This window comes from Azospirillum sp. UFLA03-27 (assembly GCF_059803775.1).
Window position 1 is genome coordinate 1 of sequence record NZ_JAUQTX010000451.1, and the last position, 2,344, is coordinate 2,344.

Here is a 2,344-nt window from a genome sequence, read left to right on the forward strand (position 1 = left end):
GCGTATAATCGTCGGCAGCGTCAGATGTGTATAAGAGACAGGCCCTGGGTGGCGACGACACCGGCGACACCGGCGGTCGCGGCGCCGACGGCGAGAAGGAGGGCAAGCTTTGAAGGAGACAACGACATGGGACCACTCTCCTGGGGAGTCAAACGAAGGCGCCGCGGCCGTCCGCGGGGGACAGGCGGCGGCGGAAGAAGTCGGCGACCGCCAGCAGCGCCGGGCGGTGGCCCGGCAGGGCGGCGTGCGAAAGGGCGGGGAAGCGGGTGACCTCGGTGGGCACGCCGGCTCCAATCAGGTTGGCGGCGTACTGTTCCGCCTCGATGCGCAGGACGTCCTTCTGCGCGGTGACGATCAGCGTCGGCGGCAGCCCGGCCAGCCGGCGGGAATCCAATGGTGCGGCGTACGGGTGCACACGCTGCGCCGCGTCCGGCAGATAGGCGCGGTAGCAGCGCGCGTAGGCGGTCGCCGGAACGTCGCACTGCATCGCCTGGGCGTCGCCGGCGCGGGTCAGGCTGGGGTCCAGCATCGGGCCGAGCAGGGCCTGCGCGCGGATGTCCACCGCGCCCTGGTCGCGGGCGAGGAAGGTCAGCGAGGCGGCGACATGGCCGCCGGCATCGTGCCCGGCGACGCCCAGCCCGCCCTTGGCGATGTTCAGGTCGCGGGCTTCGGTCAAGGTCCACAGCGCCGCCTGATGGGCGTCGTGGGCGGCGGTGGGGAAGCAGTGGGCCGGGGCCAGCGAATAGCCGACCGAGACGACCAGCGCCGGCACGCTCTCCGCGATGGCGGCGGCGGCGGTCTCGGCCTCCTCCAGCGAACCGGAGGTGAAGCCGCCGCCGTGCAGGTACAGCAGGGCCGGGACGGTCAGCCCGATCAGCGGCCGGTAGAGCCGCAGCCGGATGTCCTGGGCGTGGCCGGCGATGGTCCGGTCATCGACCGCGATCCGGCAGGGCGCCGTTCCGGTACTGCGTGTGTTCGACTGATCCGACGAGCGGCCCATGATCCGACGGTGCCCCAGCACCCCTCCCGCATTGCAACAGGAGGGAGTGTGGACGTCAGGCGGGACGGAATAAATACGCGGTCAACGGCAACACAATTCGGATCGGATGAACAATCCGATCCACATGAGGCCTGGCTCACACCACGCAGAGACGGGCGCCCTCCGGTTCCGTGGTGGCGGGAGCCGGCTTTGGCTTCTCCCGGTCCGGACACTCGTAGCCGTCGATCTCCTCGCCCTGCATCAGCGGGCAGCCCTCGAACAGCTCGGCGACCCAGTCGACGAAGGCGCGGACCTTGGGCGACAGGTGGCGGTTGTGCGGGTAGAGCGCGGAGATGGGCATCAGGGCCGGGCGCCACTCCTTGAGGATCTCCACCAGGGCGCCGCTCCGCAGGTGGGGAAGCGCCATGAAGCGGGCGGTCTGCCCGATGCCCAGCCCCTCCAGAGCGCAGGTGACGTAGGCGTCGGCGTCGTTGACCGAGACGGGGCCGTTCAGCTTCACCTCGTGGATGACGCCGTCGCGCTCGAAACTCATCTCGTGCATCTTGCCGGTGCGCGTGAAGTAGTTGACGGCGCTGTGGCCTTCCAACTCCTCGATGGTCTTGGGCGTGCCGTGGCGGGCGAGATAGGCCGGGCTGGCGACGGTCACCGGGCGGAAGGCGCCGACCCGGCGGGCGATCAGGCTGGAATCCACCAGATCGCCGACGCGCAGCACGCAGTCCACCCCCTCCTGGATCAGGTCGATGGGACGGTCGCTCATCCCGATCATGATCTCGATGTCGGGGTAGCGGGCGTGGAACTCGTGGATGGTCGGGATGATGATGAGCCGCCCGACCGAGCCCGGCATGTCCACCCGCAGCCGTCCGCGCGGCGTCTTGCGGGCGCTCGTGAAGGAGGTCTCGATCTCCTCCAGGTCGGACAGGATGCGGGTGGCACCCTCCAGATAGGCGGCGCCGTCGAGCGTCAGGCTCAGCTTGCGGGTCGTCCGCTGGAGCAGGCGCACGCCGAGCGCCGCCTCCAGATTCTGGATGGTCGTCGTCACCGAGGCGCGCGGCAGGCCCAGCGTGTCGGCGGCCTTGGTGAAGCTGTTGACCTCGACGACGCGGACGAAGACGCGCATCGCGTGCAGTTTGTCCATGGTCGGTCCATCGACGCAGTGGGGACAGCCCGCACACAAGGAGCGGGCCGGGTTGCGCCTATCTAAGCACAGCCCGGCGCGAAGTCGATGGGGCTTTGGTTGTCCCCTCTCCCTCTGGGGAGAGGGTTAGAAGCGCTAGCAGGATGCGGAAAAAGGGCTGTGCACGGCCGGTTGGTCGTGATTCTTTTCGGTTGAGGAGAACACGGCCG

2 protein-coding genes are annotated in these 2,344 nt (G+C 69.2%); both read right to left on the bottom strand.

What is annotated here, in order from left to right:
- Nucleotides 1-148: 148 nt before the first annotated feature.
- Nucleotides 149-1,000 (bottom strand): alpha/beta hydrolase, encoded by an 852-nt coding sequence (locus tag Q4I23_RS32170; RefSeq protein ID WP_454019666.1) that lies wholly within the window; start codon nt 998-1,000, stop codon nt 149-151.
- A gap of 136 nt (nt 1,001-1,136) precedes the next feature.
- The gene (locus tag Q4I23_RS32175; RefSeq protein WP_014199263.1) at nt 1,137-2,135 is read right to left on the bottom strand and encodes a LysR family transcriptional regulator; all 999 of its coding nucleotides are present in this window, start codon (nt 2,133-2,135) and stop codon (nt 1,137-1,139) included.
- Between the last annotated feature and the right edge of the window lie 209 nt (nt 2,136-2,344).